Raw genomic sequence first — 15,776 nt, 5'->3', positions numbered from 1 at the left:
AGATGTGTATAAGGGACAGCAGTGCACCCGCCCCACCGGCGTCCGCAGGTGCGGACCGTACGTCCGCCAGGTGCCGGGGGTGAGCGCACCGGAGAAGCAGCCCCGGGTCCACTCGTCGGCCGACCAGTCGTACTCGACGAGATCCACCGGGTCCTCGGCGCGTGGCCCGACCACGTTGGCGAACGCTTCCAGCAGGCACTGCCGACGTCGCGCGGGGGACATTCCGCGAAGCGCGGCGGCGTCGGTGGAGTAGCTGAACCCGGTCAGCACCCCGAGCGGCGAGGTGGGGGTGGAGTTGTCGACCGTCTCGGTGAGCGGACCGGTGCTGCTGGTGGTCACCCCGGAGCGCCCGTCGGCACGCCAGAACGGCTCCGGGTAGACGGCGTGCACCTTCAGCGCCGAACCCATCGGCATGCGCTGGGTGAGCCCGTCACGCAGCGGGGGCAGCGGCGGGTCGTACCGGATCCGGCCGGCCAGTGCCGGGGCCAGCGCGACCACCACGGCGTCGCCGTCGACGCGCCCGGTGTCGGTCCACGCCGTCGCCCCGTCGACGGTCTGTTCGATGGCTCGCACCGGCGCGGCCAGGGTCAGGGCGCCCGGCGGCAGAGCGGTGGCCATCCGTTCCGCCAGCGCAGCCGGCCCGCCCACGATCCGGTCCTGCTGCGCGCCGCCGGCCATCCCCAGCAACGGCCCGGTCCCGCCGGCGCTGCGCAGGTAGAACAGCAGGTGCAACAGGGACAGCTCGTCCGCGCCGGTGGCCAGCAGCCCGCCGGCGAGCACCCGCCCCAGGTAGTCGGCGGTGTCGTCGTCCCCGGCCGTGGCGGCGAGCCACCCGCCGAGGGTCGTCCGGTCCCATCGTGCGGCCTCCGGCGTCGCCCAGGGTGCGGCCGGGTCCAGTCGTGCGGCGTACTCGTCGAGCAGGCCGAGCACCCGGCCCACCTGCACCGGCGGCTCGGCCCGACGCGCACCGGCCCAGAGGAGGGTGGGCGCGCCGACAGATGCCGAGGGGAAGGTGGCCAGCCCGTGCTCGGCGACCAGCGCGTACATCCGGTCCTGGGTCGGCCCGATCCACTGCGCCCCCAGGTCGAGCTGCGTGAGCTCGGGCAGCCAGCGGGTCAACACTCGCCCGCCCACCCGGTCGCGGGCCTCCAACAATCGCACCTGGGCGCCGGCACGGGTGAGCGCCAGCGCGGCGGCGAGCCCGGAGAAGCCGGCGCCGACCACGACCACCCGCAAGCCGTCGACCACACCGGGGTCTACCCACAACCGTCGCAGGCATGGCTACCGGCTCCGGTCGCGGCACTGACGGACCGTACCCCCGTCCTTCGTCCTTTGCTCTGCACCCGCCGACGCACCACCCGGGCCTGGGCACCGTCGCCTCCGCGGGTGCAGAGCAAAGGGCACGCCGACCCGACCACGGGGCTGGGCCGGTCGCCGAGTCACTGTCGCCTCCGCGGGTGCAGAGCAAAGGGCACGCCGACCCGACCACGGGGCTGGGCCGGTCGCCGAGTCACTGTCGCCTCCGCGGGTGCAGAGCAAAGGGCACGCCAATACCGGGGCCGGGTCGGCCGCGAGAACTTTCTGCCGGCCTGTCGATTCGGGCGGCGGCCGATCGTGTGGAGGATGAGAGGTCGGCGACGGGCCGGCCCCCCGCGAGGAGGAACGATGACGCTGTACCTGCTCAGCCTTCATCAGCCGCAGGGTGAGCTGCCCCCGGACCCGGAGTTTCTGGCCGGGGTGATGCGTCAGCTCGGTGAGCTGCGCGCCGAGTTGGCCTCCACCGGCTCGTGGGTCTTCGGCCAGGGACTGCACGGCCCGGAGACCGCCACCGTGCTGCGCGCCCGCGACGGCGACGTCCTGGTCACCGACGGCCCGTTCGTGGAGGGCAAGGAGTTCCTGGGCGGCATCACCATCATCGACGTGCCGGACCTGGACGCCGCCCTGCACTGGGGTCGCCGTTACGCGTTGGCCACCACCCTGCCGATCGAGGTGCGCCCCTTCCAGGGCGGGGCCGGCGACTGACAGTGCCCGACGTGGAGGCGGTGTTCCGCGCGGAGTACGGCCGCGCGGTGGCCGTCCTGGTCCGCCTCCTCGGCGACATCGACCTCGCCGAGGAGGCCGTCCAGGAGGCTTTCGTGGTCGCGGTGGCGCGCTGGCCGACGACCGGCCTGCCGCCCAGTCCGGCCGGCTGGATCATCACCACGGCCCGGAACCGGGCGATCGACCGGCTGCGCCGCGACGCGTCCCGGGTCGACCGGCACGCCCAGGCGGCTCTGTTGTTCGCCGCCGACAGTCCCGTCGAGGAGGGACCGGTGCACGACGACCGGCTACGGCTGATCTTCACCTGCTGCCATCCGGCGCTCGCCCCGAGCACCCGGGTCGCCCTCACCCTGCGGCTGCTCGGCGGCCTGAGCACCGCCGAGATCGCCCGAGCCTTCCTGGTGCCGGAGCCGACCATGGCGCAGCGGCTGGTCCGCGCCAAGTCGAAGATCCGGAACGCCGGGATCCCGTACCGCGTGCCCCGCGACGCCGACCTGCCCGACCGGCTGCACGCGGTTCTCGCGGTGCTCTACCTGATCTTCAACGAGGGGTACACGGCCAGCGCTGGCCCGCACCTGGTCCGGACCGAGCTGTGCGCCGAGGCGATCCGGTTGACCCGGCTGCTGGTCGAGCTGATGCCGGACGAGCCGGAGGCGCTCGGTCTGCTCGCGTTGATGCTGCTCACCGAGTCCCGCCGCGACGCACGGACCAACGCCGAGGGTCAGCTGGTGGCGCTGCCGAGCCAGGACCGGGCCCGGTGGGACGCCGAGCTGATCACCGAGGGGCAGGCGCTGGTGCGCCGCTGCCTGCGCCGCGACCGGCCGGGCCCGTACCAGATCCAGGCCGCGATCGCCGCCGTGCACAGCGCCGCGCGGCGCGCCGCCGACACGGACTGGGCGCAGATCCTTGCGCTGTACGACCAGCTGACGGTCGTCGCCCCCAGCCCGGTGGTGACGCTGAACCGGGCCGTCGCGCTCGCCGAGCTGTCCGGACCGGCGGTCGCGCTGACCGAGGTGGACCGCCTCGACCTGGTCGGCTACCACGTCTACCACGTGGTCCGCGCCGACCTGCTGGCTCGGCTCGGCCGGGGCGGGGAGGCCGTCGAGGCGTACCGGATGGCTGTCGCCCTGACGGACAACGCGGCCGAACGGGCCTTTCTCACCGCACGCGCGACGGCCCTGGCGACGCCCTGAGGGCGCGTTTGCCGCAGGGGCGGCCGGGAACCCGAGGCACCGCCGCAGCAGGGGATGGGAGGGGCCATGGCGTACCGCCGGACCGTCGTCGACACCGTGCCCGACCTGTCCACCCTCACGCTCGGCGTAGAGGAGGAGTACCTGCTGCTCGACCCGGACAGCGGCCGGAACCTGCCGGTCGCCGACCAGGTGCTCGCCGCGCTGCGCGGCTCCGCCCGGGACCAGAGCCGCCAGGAGTTCCGGCACAGCATGGTGGAGATGGTCACCCCGGTCTGCGCCGACCTCACCGAACTGCGCGCGCACCTGGTGGCGCTGCGCTGCTCCGCCGCGGAGGCCGCCACGGCGGCCGGGGCCCGACTGGTGGCGGTCGGCGCCACCCCGGTGGCCGAACCGCACCGGACGGTCCCCGACGAACCGCGCTACCACGCGATGTCGCGCCGGTACGGGCCGGTGGCGCACGATCCGGCGGTGTGTGGCTGCCACGTGCACGTCGGGCTGCCCGACCGGGAACTGGCCGTGCAGGTCTGCAACCACCTGCGGGTGTGGCTGCCGGTGGTGCAGGCGATCACCACCAACTCGCCGCTGCACGACGGGTACGACACGGGGCACGCCAGTTGGCGCTCGATGCAGTTGGAACGCTGGCCCAGTATCGGTCCGACGCCGTACTTCGACTCCGTCGCCGACTACGACCGCACGGTCGACGAGCTGATCGCCGCCGGCGTCATGCTCGACGCGGCGATGGTCTACTGGTACGCCCGGCCGTCGTCGACGTACCCGACGGTGGAGGTGCGGGTCGGTGACGTCTGCACCGAGGTGGACGACGCGGTGCTGGTCGCGGCGCTGGTCCGGTCCCTCGTGGCCACCGTCGCCGACGACGTACGCGCCGGGGTGAGCGCCCCGAACGTCCGGGACTGCCTGGTCGCCGCGGCGCACTGGCGGGCCGCCCACGACGGTCTCGACGGCGAGCTGATCGACCTGCGTGCCGGTGGCACCCGGCCGGCCTGGGCGCTCGTCGACGAGCTGATGGCGGTGATCGCCCCGGCCCTGCTGCGCCACGGCGACCTCGGGTACGTGTTGGCGCAGCTGGCCCGGCTGCGCCGCGACGGCACCGGTGCCACCCGGCAACGGCAGGTGCTGGAACGCGCCGGGGAACTGCACGCGGTCCTCGACGACCTGGTCGCCCGCACCGCCGCCGGCTGACTGCCCGGCACAGCCCACCGGGGCTCAACGGATGTCGTGGGTCTGTAGCCACAGCTCCAGCAGGCCGAGCTGCCACAGTTTGTTGCTGCCGGCCGCGGCCTCCGCCCGGTCCGGCTCGGCGAGCAGATGGGCCACGTACTCCGGGCGGAACAGCCCCCGCTCGCGCGCGGCCGGCGCCTGCAACGCCTCGGCCACCAGCTCGCGCACCGGGCCGTCCACGTTGCGCAGCGCCGGCACCGGGAAGTAGCCCTTGGGCCGGTCGATCACCTCGGCGGGCAGCACCTCCCGGGCGACCTCCTTGAGCACGCCCTTGCCGCCCTGGGCGACCTTGTGCTCCGGCGGGCAGTGCGCGGCCAGGGTGACCAGGTCCTGGTCGAGGAAGGGCGTCCGCACCTCCAGACCCCACGCCATGCTCATGCTGTCCACCCGCTTGACCGGGTCGTCGGGAAGCATCAGGTGGGTGTCCAGGCGCAGCACGGCGTCCAGCGCGGTCTGCGCCCCGGGCGCGGCGAGGTGCCCGGTGAGCAGATCCCGGCTGGCGTCGTGCTCCAGCGCGTACGACGGGCCGACGATGCGGCGCAGCTCGTCGTGGTCGCGGTCGAAGAACGCGGCGGCGAACGTCTCGGCGGCGCCGTGCCGGGGCGCCTCGACCAGTGGCTGGTGGTAGCCGTAGCCGGCGAACACCTCGTCGGCGCCCTGACCCGACTGGGCCACCTTCACGTGCTGCGCCACCTGCTCGGAGAGCAGGTGGAAGGCGACCACGTCGTGGCTGCCCATCGGCTCGGTCATCGCCAGCACGGCCCGTCGGACGGCGGGCACCAGGTCGTCGTCGGCCAGTCGGATCCGATGGTGGTCGGTGTCGTACGCGCGGGCCACCAGGTCCGAGTAGTGGAACTCGTCGCCGGACTCGCCGTCGCGGCTGTCGAAGCCGATGCTGAACGTGCGCAGGTGTTGCTGGCCGGCCTCGGCGAGCAGCGCCACGATCAGGCTGGAGTCCAGTCCGCCGGAGAGGAGCACCCCCACCGGCACGTCGGCGACCAGCCGTCTGCGTACCGCCGCGCGCAGCGCGTCGCCGATCGCGGCCCGCCAGTCGGCGGCGTCCATCCCCGCGTCGGCGGGCTCCCGCACGTAGTCGGGTCGCCAGTAGACCTCCTCTCGGCTGCGCCCGTCCGCCTCGATCACCCGCAGGGTGGCCGGCGGCAACTTGCGCACGCCGCGCAGCACGGTGCGCGGCGCGGGCACGATGGAGTGCCAGGACAGGTAGTGGTGCAGCGCCACCGGGTCGATGCCGGTGTCGACGTCGCCGGCGGCCAGCAGCGCGGGCAGGGTGGAGGCGAACCGGAGCCGCCCCGGTGTCTCGGCGAGGTAGAGCGGTTTGATGCCGAGCCGGTCGCGGGCCAGGATCAGCCGCCGCCGGACCCGGTCGACCAGCCCGATCGCGAACATGCCGACCAGGTGGTCGACGAAACGTTCACCCCAGTGGGCGTACGCCACCAGGATCACCTCGGTGTCGCTGGTGGAGTGGAAGGCGTACCCGGCGCGGCGCAACTCCTCGCGCAGCTCCGGGTAGTTGTAGATGCAGCCGTTGAAGACCAGCGCCAGGCCCAGGTCGTCGCGGATCATCGGCTGTCCGCCCGCGTCGGACAGGTCGATGATGGTCAGCCGGCGGTGCCCGAGGGTCACCCAGCCGTCGGCGGACAGGCCCTCGTCGTCCGGGCCGCGTGAGCGCATGGCCTCGGTCATCCGGGTGACCGCCGACGCGTCGGGCGAGCGGCCGTCGAATCGTGCCTCCCCGCTGATCCCGCACATCAGCCGGGACGGTGAGGGTTCAGGGCAGACATGAGCGTCCTCCTGTCGCGTCTCCCCGACTTGGTGGTGGCGGGGGCCCCGCCGTGCGAACGGGGCCGCTGGCTACCCGGGCGCGGCTTGGACAAACCCGCAGGTCTCAGGTACGCAGGGTGCGCAGGATGCGGGCCAGTTCGGCACGGTCGGTGTCGTTGAGGTGGCCGAAGAAGCGGTCGGCTTCGGCCCGGCGTGCGGCCCGGATGGCGGTGCTGACGCGGTCGCCCTCCTCGGTGAGCGCGACCAGGGTCGCCCGACGGTCCGCCGGGTCCGGTCGGCGTTCGACCAGCCCTCGGGTCTGGAGGTCGTCGACGACCTCGGTCGCCGAGCGGGGCGCGATGCGCAGGTGCTCGGCGAGGGTGCCGGGGCGTACCTCGCCGTGCCGGGCCAGCACGCCGAGGGCCCGGGACTGGCTGGGGGTGACGTCCCAGGGCGCCAGTGAGTCGCGGGTCTGCCGGCGCAGACGGGACGCCACCGCCCAGAACGTCTCCGCCAGGCTCTCGTCGTCGGCGCTGTCGACGGTGTGCTCGGTCACCGGAATACGGTAGCAGGATATGTGGTTGCTCCCTCATGATGAGGTAACCTCAGCAATGTTGTCGACGAGAGGTAGCACCCCCTTGGAACCCACCCCGATGGGCCGCGACCGCGGCCACCGCACCCTCACCGCCGAAGAGAAGACGCAGGCCCGTCAGGTGTCCCTGCGACGCATCGGCCGCCTGTTCACCCCACACCGGCCAGCGCTGGCCGGCGTCACCGCGATCATCGTGATCTCCTCGATCATCGCGATGGCCACCCCGTTCCTGCTGCGTGCCGTGATCGACCGGGCCCTGCCGCAGGGTGACGTGACGCTGCTGGTCTGGCTGGTCGTCGGCATGGTCGCCGTCGCGGCGGTGACCTCCGCCCTCGGCGTCGTGCAGACCTGGATCTCCACCCAGGTCGGCCAGCGGGTCATGCACCGGCTGCGCACCGACGTCTTCAGCCACCTCCAGCGCCAGTCGCTCGGCTTCTTCACCCGCACCCGCACCGGTGAGGTGCAGTCCCGGATCACCAACGACATCGGCGGGATGCAGTCGGTGGTCACCTCCACCGCCACCGCCGTCGCCGCCAACCTCACCACAGTGGTCGCCACCACGGTCGCCATGGTCGCGCTCTCCTGGCAGCTCTCCCTGGTCTCGCTCGTGGTGCTGCCGCCGGCCATCTGGCTGACCCGTCGGGTCGCCCGGATGCGCCGCGAGATCACCGCCCAACGGCAACGCGAACTCGCCGACCTCAACGTCACCGTCGAGGAAGGGCTCTCGATCAGTGGCGTACAGCTGGCGAAGACCCTCGGCACCGGCCCCGCGCTGATCGACCGCTTCACCGCCTCCTCGGCCCGCCTGGTCGACCTGGAGCTGCGTAGTGAGCTGGCCGGCCGCTGGCGGATGGCCTCGATGAGCATCATCTTCGCCGCCGTACCGGCGGTCATCTACCTCGCCGCCGGGCTGCCCGGCACCGCCGGCACGCTGAGCATCGGCACCCTGGTCGCCTTCACGGCCCTGCAGGGCGGCCTGTTCCGACCGCTGATGGGCCTGCTCAACGTGGGCGTCTCGCTCACCGCGTCGCTGGCGCTCTTCGCCCGGATCTTCGAATACCTGGACCTCCCGGTCGACGTGGCCGACCCCACCGAGCCGGTCCGCCTCGACCCCACCCGGGTACGCGGCCACCTGCGCCTGGAGGACGTCACCTTCGGCTACCCGGGCAGCGACACCGCCGCCCTCGCCGGGATCACCCTCGACGTGCCCGCCGGCACCAGCCTCGCCCTGGTCGGCGAGACCGGCTCCGGCAAGAGCACCCTCGCCGGGCTGATCAGCCGACTGCACGACCCGACCGCCGGGCGGATCACCGTCGACGGCGTCGAGCTGCGCGACCTGCGCCTGGCCGACCTGGCCGCGATCGTCGGCGTGGTCAGCCAGGAGACGTACCTGCTGCACACCACAGTCCGGGAGAACCTGCGCTACGCCCGCCCGGAGGCCACCGACAACGAGATCGAGGACGCCGCCCGCGCCGCCCAGATCCACGACCTGATCGCCGGGCTGCCCGACGGGTACGACACCGTGGTCGGCTCACGCGGGCACCGGTTCTCCGGCGGTGAGAAGCAGCGCCTCGCCATCGCCCGGACGCTGCTGCGCGACCCGCGCATCCTCGTTCTCGACGAGGCCACCAGCGCGCTGGACACCGAGACCGAACGCGCCGTGCAGCGGGCCTTCGACGTGCTCGCCCAGGGGCGCACCACGATCACCATCGCGCACCGGCTCTCCACGGTCCGCGACGCCGACCAGATCGCGGTGCTCGACCACGGTCGGATCGTCGAGGCCGGCACCCACGCCAGCCTGCTGGACCACAACGGCCGCTACGCCACACTGGCGGCCTGAACGTCGGCTCAAAACCGTCTCGAAATAGTCTTGGAACTGTCTCGTTATGGTGCGGTCAGGTGGCGGTAGACGGTGGCACGCGAGACCCCCAGCGCGGCGGCGATGGCGTCCACCGAGTGGGTGCCCGCCGCGTGCATCCGCCGGGCCGCCTCGACCTGCTCCCGGCCCAGCGCGGGCGGCCGTCCCGGCCGCCGACGGCGGCTCCCCGCGCCGCTCGCCGGCCCGCTGGCCGCCCCCGCTGGCAGCGTCGGGGTCGCGCTCCCTGAGGCCGCGTGCCGCGCGCTCACGTGCGTCGGGGTCTCCCGCGTCGGCGGCGGGACCGTCGCGGTCGTGCGCGCCCCGACTGCGGCGTCCGTTCGCGCCCCGGTCGCAGGGTCCAGGTGCGGCGCCGCCGCGGGGTCCGCGGGCAGCGGGGCCAGCAGTCGGCGTACGCCGTCGAGCATGTCGGCGCGCAGCACCTCGTCGGACACGTCGGTGAAGAAGACGATCGGATCGCTGCACGCCGCGACCGCCTGCACCGCCCGGACGCGCTCCAGACGCCCGGCGTCCGGCCCGGCGATGAGGTCGTTGGCCCGCATCGCGACCTCCATCAGGCGGTGGTAGGTGTCGCCCCGACCGATCAGCGCGATGTCGTGGAAGAGCATGCCGAGCGGCCGGCGGTGGGCGAGCATGATGTCCACCCAGCCCTCCAGCACCGTCCACCGGGCCAGCTCGGTGGGCTGACCCCGGGCCGAGTCGAGCAGCGCCTCCAGGTCGGCCACCAGGGGCTCGACCAGGGCGGCGAGCAGGTTCTCCTTGGCCGGGAAGTGGTACAGGATCGCGGTCTTGGTGAGCCGCAGCCGCTCGCCGATCTGGCGCAGCGAGGTGCGCTGGTAGCCGTGTTCGGCGAACAGGTCGAGCGCGGCGCGCAGGATCCGGGTGCGGGTGTCGTCCGCGGGATCGGCGGTCATGGGGCCAGCCTAGCGACGCCCTGACCGGTGGGCACGATCACCGTTGATTCTACTGACCGTTGGTCAGTAGAGTGGTGACGGTCGACGTAGCCAACGGCAGGAGGGGCCATGCCCGTCATCTCGATCGGCAACCTGGTCAAGACGTTCGGTGCCATCCGGGCACTCGACGGGTTGGACCTGCACGTCGAGCAGGGGGAGGTGCACGGCTTCCTCGGGCCCAACGGTTCCGGAAAGTCCACCACCATCCGGATCCTGCTCGGGCTGCTCCGCCGCGACTCCGGCGACGCCCAGGTGCTCGGCGCCGACCCGTGGCGCGACGCGGTCCGCCTGCACCGCCGGCTGGCGTACGTGCCGGGCGACGTCAGTCTCTGGCCCAACCTGACCGGCGGGGAAGCCATCGACCTGCTCGGTCAACTGCGCGGCGGCCTCGACCGGCGTCGCCGCGACGAGCTGCTGCACCGCTTCGACCTGGACCCGACCCGCCGTTGCCGCACCTACTCCAAGGGCAACCGGCAGAAGGTCGCCATCGTCGCCGCCTTCTCCTCCCCGGTGGAGCTGTACGTGCTCGACGAGCCGACCTCCGGCCTCGACCCCCTCATGGAGGCGGTGTTCCAGGACGAGGTCCGGCGGGTCAAGCAGGCCGGTGCCACAGTGCTGCTCTCCAGCCACGTGCTCGCCGAGGTCGAGGCGCTCTGCGACCGGGTCAGCATCATCCGCGAGGGCCGTACCGTCGAATCCGGCACCCTCACCGAGCTGCGCCACCTCACCCGTACGGCGGTGACCGTCGAGACCGCCCGCCCGGTCACCGGCCTGGACGCGCTGCCCGGCGTGCACGACGTGCACGAGGTCGACGGCCGCACCCACCTGGAAGTCGAGCCCGCCCACCTCGACGAACTGCTCGGCCAGCTCATCCGCTTCGGCGTCCGCGCGCTGACCAGCACACCACCCACCCTGGAGCAGCTCTTCCTACGCCACTACGGCGACGACCCCGCCGCCGCTGCCACGGGTGCTCCCACCGCCGCTGCTGCATCGGGTGCTCCCAGCGGTACTGCTGCATCGGGTGCTCCCGCCGCCGGCTCCTCGGACGCCGATGCACAGGTTGACGCCCCGCAGGGCGGTGCCCGGTGAGCGCCCTCACCGGCACGACGCGGCTGGCCCGGCTCGTGCTGCGCCGCGACAGGATCCGCCTCGCCATCTGGATCCTCGGCACGCCCCTGCTCGGCTACGCCCTCGCCGGCAGCGTCGCCGGCATCTACCCGGACCAGGAGGCCCGGCTGGGCTACGCCACCACCTCGGCGTCCAGTCTGGTCGCCCGCGCCTTCAACGGCCCCATCCACGGCACCGACCTCGGTGCGGTGGTCGTCGCCGAGACGTACGTGACGCTGGCCCTGATCGTCGCGCTGCTGAGCACCTTCGCGGTGACCCGGCACACCCGCCAGAACGAGGAGACCGGCCGGGCCGAACTGCTCGGCGCCAACGTGGTCGGACGGTACGCGCCGCTCACCGCCGCGCTGCTCGTCATCGTCGCGGCGAACACCCTGGCCGCCGTGCTGCTCGCGGTCGCGCTGGTCGGCGCGGGTCTGCCGCTCGCCGGCTCCGTCGCGGCAGCGGCCGCGATCGGCGGCGTCGGTGTCGCCTTCACCGCGATCGCCGCGGTCACCGCCCAGCTCTCCGTCACCTCGCGTGGCGCCAACGCGCTCGCCGCCGCCACCGTCGGGCTCTCCTTCGTGCTGCGCGCCGCCGGAGACGTCCTCGGCGACCAGAGCGCCGACGGCACCCGGGTGCGCAGCGCCTGGCCGTCGTGGATCTCCCCGCTCGGCTGGGGCAACCAGGTACGAGCCTTCGACGGTGAACGCTGGTGGGTGCTCGCCCTGCCTGTCGCGCTGCTGCTCGCCGGAGTGGCGCTGGCGTACGCCCTCGCCGAGCGACGCGACCAGGGCGCCGGGCTGATCGCCCCCCGACGCGGCCCCGCCATCGGCGCGCCACGGCTGCTCAGCCCCACCGGGTTGGCCTGGCGGATGCAGCGCGGCACGCTGCTCGGCTGGGCGGTCGGGTTGGCCGTACTCGGCTTCTCCATGGGCATCGCCGGCGACGAGTTCAACGACATGATCGACGCGAATCCGGCCGCCGCCGAAGCGATCAACGCGATGGGCGGCGGAGCCGACCTGATCAACGCGTACCTGGCCGCGATGCTCGGCTTCTTCGCCCTGACCATCGGCGCGTACGTCGTGCAGGCCCTGCTCCGCGTACGCGTCGACGAAGCCGACGGGGTGCTGGAGGCCGCCCTCGCCACGGCGGTCAGCCGTACCCGCTGGCTCGGCACCCAGGTACTCGCCGCGACACTCGGCGCGGTCGCCCTGCTGCTCCTCGCCGGCGTGACCACCGGCCTCGGCTACGGCATCGTCACCGGAGACCCGCTCGGCCAGGCCGTCGAGCTGGGCGGTGCCGCGCTGCTGCGCCTGCCCGCCCTGCTCGTGGTCGCCGGGGTGGTGACCGCGATCTTCGGGCTGCTGCCCCGCTGGTCGGTGGTGCTGTCCTGGACGGCGCTGCTGGTCTTCCTGCTCCTCGGGCAGCTCGGCGCGGTACTGGAGTTGCCGCAGGCCGCCCTCAACGTCTCCCCGTACACCCATGTGCCGGCCGTGCCCGCTGTCGACCCGGCGGCGCTTCCCCTGCTGGTGCTGGCGGCGGTGGCCGCGGCCCTGCTGGCCGTCGGCGTGGCCGCCTTCCGCCACCGCGACGTCCCGTCCTGACGTGTCGCCCTGATCGTGCCTCCTACGCGAGTGGTCCGGACCACTCGCGCAGGGTCTCGGCCGAGGTGATCGATGCCTACAGTGGACCCGTGACGGAGTCCGAGCGGGCGAGCTGGTGGAACAGCATTGGGGGCCTGCTGACCGGTTTCGCAGCGGTCATCACGGCGATCGGGGCGCTCATCGGGGCGCTGCACGTCGTCGGTGTCATCGGCGGCACCGGAGCAGCGGCGCCGTCGCAGGATGCAACCGGCCCCGGTGCAGGTGCCGACTCTCCACCAGCCGGCTCGCCTTCCCGCACCTCAACCGGGAAGGTGCCGGTCGCGCCGAGCGTGGACGGAGCGTCGGGTCAGGGCCTGCTCACGATTTCGAGCATCACGAGCGCCGACCTCGAGAGCGGCATCGTCGGCTTTGGTGTGCCAGGGCAGGACTTCATGGTCATGCCCGGCGGGCGGACATTCGGGCTGAACGGCACCCCCATGGGTACGTACTTCAGCACGATCGGCAGTGACCCGCGCAAGGAGGCCTGCGTCGAAGCTCTCACCACGAACCGGCTCGGCGACCTCGACATCGATGCCGATTCACTCGGTAGGTGGTGGTGCGTGCGGACGAACGAAGGGCACACCGGCGCGATCACGGTGAAGACCGTTTCGGTCGAGGCACCGCGCGAGTTGGTGCTCGGGTACGTGCTCTGGCGGTGACCCGGTAGGGACGGCCCGATCGCTCCTGCTGCTCAGGCACCAGTGCCGACCACCTTTGCCGGGGTTGCCCGGGGCTGGCAGCCTCGACCGCGTGAGCGACCTTCTGACGCAGCTTCCGGCGCTCCTCGGCGTCCTGGTGGGCACCCTGGGCACGATCCTCGCCACCTCGCTCGCCGACCGCGCCCGATGGCGCCGTAGCCAGAGCGTCCGCTGGGACGAGCGGCGGCTTGACGCGTACGTCGACTACGCGCACGCCCTCAAGGAGAGTTACGCGGTGGCGCTGCGACTCACGGCCGACCACCGGCCGGGATCGCGAAGCCACCCCATCGACCGCGAGGAAGGGCTGGTCCGGTTGGCTGAGGCGGACGCTCGGCGCACCATCGTCTGGGAGAACCTGCTGCTGCTCGGCGACGAGCCGACTGTCGGCGCCGCCGCCAGCTGGCGGGACGCGATCTGGCAGGTCGAACGGCTCGCCCGGGGAATCGTCGAGCCGCCATCGGACGTGGCGGGCATGCTGACCCGCGTCGACGAGGCCCGCGACGGGTACTACCGGGCGGCACGGCGCAGTCTCGGGGTGCGCGGCGGGTCGGTGGAGCAGTCCGCGACGCTGCGGCAGGCGTTTGTCGACCGGTCCACCGCGACGCCGGAGGTACCCACCACCTGAGTGCGGCGGTGTCCGGGCCCGATGCGGGCGGGGTGTCCTGGCTGGCGTGGGTCGACCACAATCGTGCGGTGCGGCGTCGCGGGTGGAAGTGGGGATCGCTGAGCGTCGTGGCCGCGCTGGCGGCGGGCGGCACGGCGTGGGTGTGGCTTCGGTACGACTTCGAGAAGGTCAACTGGACCTGGGGCGTCGTCGCCGGGGTCATCGCCGTCTACGTCCTTCTGGACCAGCTTTTTCACACCGGTACGACGGGTCTCGCCGAGGCAGCCGCCCACCGGCGCGCCGCCGCCGACGAACTCGTGGAGCTGATCCGACGCGACCCGACCGACGAGGCGCTGTTGCGTACCGTCGACGAGCCTTACCCGCTGCCGGTGCGGTGGCGCACCGCTCCCGACCGGTTCCTCCCCTCCTGGCGGGCCATCGGCCGATCCAGCTCCGCCCTCCCGGTGGACCTCGCCGGTGGCAACGGGACACTGTGGAGTTGCTACCGGAGCGTACCCTCCGGGCGGCTGCTGTTGCTGGGACCGGCCGGCTCCGGCAAGTCGATCCTCGCGCTGCGGATGGCTCGGGAGTTGCCCGTGCACCGCGAGCCGGACACACCGGTGCCGGCGTTGGTCCCCGCCGACTCCTGGGATCCCGATCGGGAGGGTTTTCACGACTGGCTGGTCGACCGGATCGGGCGGCGCTACCCGCAGCTCGCGGCCGGTCACCCGCGCCGCGATGCCGTGCTGCGCGACCTCATCGAGACCGACCTGCTGGTGCCCGTCCTCGATGGACTGGACGAGGTACCCGAAGACCGGCTGATCGCCTGCCTCGACGAACTCAACGCACTGCCGACCCAGCGTTTCGTCCTCACCTGCCGGACCTCGGTCTACGAGCGCTACCTGACCCAGGGGGAGAAGCTGCGCGGCGCCGCTGTGGTCATGCTCGAACCGCCGTCGCCCGCCGAGGTAGCCGACTACCTGGTGGACGCGGCCCCGCTGCATCAGGTCGACAACTGGACCTCCGTCGCCACCACCCTCGGGGACGCCCCGCAGCTGACCGCCGCCCTCTCCACCCCGCTGATGGTGGCGATGGCCCGCAGCGCCTTCGACCAGCCGGGCACCGATCCCCGGGACCTCGTGCCCCTGGCTCGCGAGCGGGGTCAACGCTCCGTAGAGGACGATCTGCTGACCAGGGCGGTGGATGCCGCGCTGCGGTCCCGCCGCGGTTCCCAGGGGCTACGGCGCTGGGAACCCGAAACCGCCCGCCGCTACCTGGCCTTCCTCGCCGCGCACCTGGAGTCGCTCGACGTCCGGGAGTTCCGCTGGTGGCAGTTGGCGAACGCGCAGCCCGGCCCGTTCTGGGCGTTCGTCGCCGGTGCGCGTACCGCGGTGGCGGTGTGGCTGACGCTGACCCTCTCCGCGGACGCCCTCACGGCGACGGCGGAGCTGGTGACCCACCCGCCGACCCGGAATCTCCTCGACGCGCTGGTCCGCGAGACGGACGCCCTGGCGATCACGGCCTTCCTGCTGGCCTCCGTCGTGGCGCTGATCCGCGGCTCGGGTCGGGCCGGTCGAGAACGACCCCGCCGGGTGGCGTTCGTCGGCGGGCTCCGAGCACTTCGCGTCGGGCTGCCCGGCGCGCTGCTCGGCGGGGCTTTCCTGGCACTGTCCACGTTCAGCTTCCTCACCGCCTTTGCGCCCACTCCGCAACTGGTGGCGCTGCTGGACCGCGTGCCGGGGCTGCCACCGTGGCCCGACTCGGCCCGGGCCGCCGTCGTGGTCGGTCTGCTGAGTTGGGCGTACGAAGCGGTCCTGGCCGGACTGCGGGTGGACGTCGCCGCGCCCGCCGCCGAACTCGGTGCGACCAGTGTGGTCGAGACCCTGGAAGCCGACCGCGCCGCCAGCGTCGCCTCCGCGCTGGCCAGCGCCGCCACCGGCGTCCTCCGGCTGCTCCTCGCCATCGCGGCGCTGCGTCTCACCGGGGTGCTGTCCGCCGTACCGCCGCTGCCGGCGCTGGTCTGGGCCGGGGTGGGGCTCGGGCTGGGCT

Annotated in this window: 12 protein-coding genes and 1 pseudogene; 9 read left to right on the top strand and 4 right to left on the bottom strand. The window is 73.0% G+C overall.

Annotated elements, in window-relative coordinates; all coding sequences use genetic code 11:
* The coding region (locus DLJ58_RS29510; protein ID WP_124861237.1) for a flavin monoamine oxidase family protein at positions 1-1,248 on the bottom strand (1,248 nt) is incomplete at its 3' end.
* Positions 1,249-1,665: 417 nt separating this feature from the next.
* On the opposite strand from DLJ58_RS29510, the gene DLJ58_RS29505 reads away from it, so the two are divergent.
* The 3 genes from DLJ58_RS29505 to DLJ58_RS29495 all read left to right on the top strand — a co-directional run bounded on the left by DLJ58_RS29505 (position 1,666) and on the right by DLJ58_RS29495 (position 4,433).
* Positions 1,666-2,022: a YciI family protein gene (locus tag DLJ58_RS29505; RefSeq protein ID WP_124861235.1), complete on the top strand. Its 357-nt coding sequence runs from the start codon at positions 1,666-1,668 to the stop codon at positions 2,020-2,022.
* A 2-nt stretch (positions 2,023-2,024) separates the two neighbouring features.
* Positions 2,025-3,233, top strand: coding sequence for an RNA polymerase sigma factor (locus DLJ58_RS29500; RefSeq protein ID WP_124861233.1), 1,209 nt, complete (start codon positions 2,025-2,027; stop codon positions 3,231-3,233).
* A gap of 66 nt (positions 3,234-3,299) precedes the next feature.
* Positions 3,300-4,433 (top strand): carboxylate-amine ligase, encoded by a 1,134-nt coding sequence (locus DLJ58_RS29495; RefSeq protein WP_124861231.1) that lies wholly within the window; start codon positions 3,300-3,302, stop codon positions 4,431-4,433.
* A gap of 24 nt (positions 4,434-4,457) precedes the next feature.
* Here the strand turns inward: DLJ58_RS29495 and DLJ58_RS29490 are convergent, their stop codons facing one another.
* A complete protein-coding gene (locus tag DLJ58_RS29490) occupies positions 4,458-6,242 on the bottom strand; it encodes an N-acetylglutaminylglutamine amidotransferase (protein ID WP_124861229.1) in 1,785 nt (594 codons plus the stop codon).
* 136 nt (positions 6,243-6,378) lie between these two features.
* Complete coding sequence (locus DLJ58_RS29485) at positions 6,379-6,810, bottom strand: MarR family winged helix-turn-helix transcriptional regulator (protein WP_124861227.1); 432 nt, start codon at positions 6,808-6,810, stop codon at positions 6,379-6,381.
* A gap of 97 nt (positions 6,811-6,907) precedes the next feature.
* Here DLJ58_RS29485 and DLJ58_RS29480 point away from each other — a divergent pair, with 97 nt between their 5' ends.
* On the top strand, positions 6,908-8,686 hold the full coding sequence (locus DLJ58_RS29480) for an ABC transporter ATP-binding protein (protein WP_208741408.1): 1,779 nt from the start codon (positions 6,908-6,910) through the stop codon (positions 8,684-8,686).
* Between the two features lie 44 nt (positions 8,687-8,730).
* Here the strand turns inward: DLJ58_RS29480 and DLJ58_RS29475 are convergent, their stop codons facing one another.
* Positions 8,731-9,636 carry a TetR family transcriptional regulator gene (locus tag DLJ58_RS29475; protein ID WP_124861223.1) on the bottom strand — a complete coding sequence of 302 codons (906 nt, stop codon included), beginning with the start codon at positions 9,634-9,636 and terminating at the stop codon, positions 8,731-8,733.
* 108 nt (positions 9,637-9,744) lie between these two features.
* Here DLJ58_RS29475 and DLJ58_RS29470 point away from each other — a divergent pair.
* The 5 genes and pseudogenes from DLJ58_RS29470 to DLJ58_RS29450 form a co-directional block, all read left to right on the top strand.
* A pseudogene (locus DLJ58_RS29470) lies at positions 9,745-10,656 on the top strand (ABC transporter ATP-binding protein); the annotation flags it as partial.
* 104 nt (positions 10,657-10,760) lie between these two features.
* On the top strand, positions 10,761-12,386 hold the full coding sequence (locus DLJ58_RS29465) for an ABC transporter permease (protein ID WP_124861219.1): 1,626 nt from the start codon (positions 10,761-10,763) through the stop codon (positions 12,384-12,386).
* 65 nt (positions 12,387-12,451) lie between these two features.
* Positions 12,452-13,084 (top strand): hypothetical protein, encoded by a 633-nt coding sequence (locus DLJ58_RS29460; RefSeq protein WP_124861217.1) that lies wholly within the window; start codon positions 12,452-12,454, stop codon positions 13,082-13,084.
* A gap of 91 nt (positions 13,085-13,175) precedes the next feature.
* On the top strand, positions 13,176-13,748 hold the full coding sequence (locus DLJ58_RS29455) for a hypothetical protein (protein ID WP_124861215.1): 573 nt from the start codon (positions 13,176-13,178) through the stop codon (positions 13,746-13,748).
* 68 nt (positions 13,749-13,816) lie between these two features.
* Positions 13,817-15,776 (top strand): NACHT domain-containing protein (locus DLJ58_RS29450; RefSeq protein ID WP_124861213.1); only part of this gene is annotated, 1,960 nt, incomplete at its 3' end.

This window comes from Micromonospora arida, from assembly GCF_003857035.1.
Lineage (GTDB): Bacteria > Actinomycetota > Actinomycetes > Mycobacteriales > Micromonosporaceae > Micromonospora > Micromonospora arida.
The sequence above is the reverse complement of the archived record's forward strand: the minus strand, read 5'-3'. Positions and strand labels throughout refer to the sequence as shown.

What these genes read in the sequence shown, in the direction of transcription:
- DLJ58_RS29505 (WP_124861235.1), top strand. Translation starts at nt 1,666, where the DNA reads ATGACGCTGTACCTGCTCAGCCTTCATCAGCCGCAGGGTGAGCTGCCC.
- DLJ58_RS29495 (WP_124861231.1), top strand. Translation starts at nt 3,300, where the DNA reads ATGGCGTACCGCCGGACCGTCGTCGACACCGTGCCCGACCTGTCCACC.
- DLJ58_RS29490 (WP_124861229.1), bottom strand. Translation starts at nt 6,242, where the DNA reads ATGTGCGGGATCAGCGGGGAGGCACGATTCGACGGCCGCTCGCCCGAC.
- DLJ58_RS29480 (WP_208741408.1), top strand. Translation starts at nt 6,908, where the DNA reads ATGGGCCGCGACCGCGGCCACCGCACCCTCACCGCCGAAGAGAAGACG.
- DLJ58_RS29475 (WP_124861223.1), bottom strand. Translation starts at nt 9,636, where the DNA reads ATGACCGCCGATCCCGCGGACGACACCCGCACCCGGATCCTGCGCGCC.